This is a genomic window from Enterococcus spodopteracolus (genome assembly GCF_030441955.1).
GTDB classification, from domain to species: domain Bacteria; phylum Bacillota; class Bacilli; order Lactobacillales; family Enterococcaceae; genus Enterococcus_B; species Enterococcus_B spodopteracolus.
In genome coordinates this window covers 1-248 of record NZ_JARJHD010000186.1, presented here as the reverse complement: position 1 = coordinate 248, position 248 = coordinate 1, and the positions used below count along the sequence as shown (strand labels likewise).

General features: G+C 46.8%; 1 rRNA gene. It reads right to left on the bottom strand.

Features of this window, described 5'->3' with window-relative positions:
- Positions 1-248: ribosomal RNA gene (locus P3R27_RS15115) — 23S ribosomal RNA — on the bottom strand; the annotation flags it as partial.

The window sequence follows — 248 nt, the reverse complement described above, 5'->3', positions numbered from 1 at the left end:
CCCCAATGAGCAAGCTCATTGGTTTGGGCTTTTCCCGTTTCGCTCGCCGCTACTCAGGGAATCGAATTTTCTTTCTCTTCCTGCAGGTACTTAGATGTTTCAGTTCTCTGCGTCTACCTCGTATACGCTATGTATTCACGTATACGTAACATCCTATAAAAGATGCTGGGTTCCCCCATTCGGAAATCTCTGGATCATAGCTTACGTACAGCTCCCCAAAGCATATCGGTGTTAGTCCCGTCCTTCAT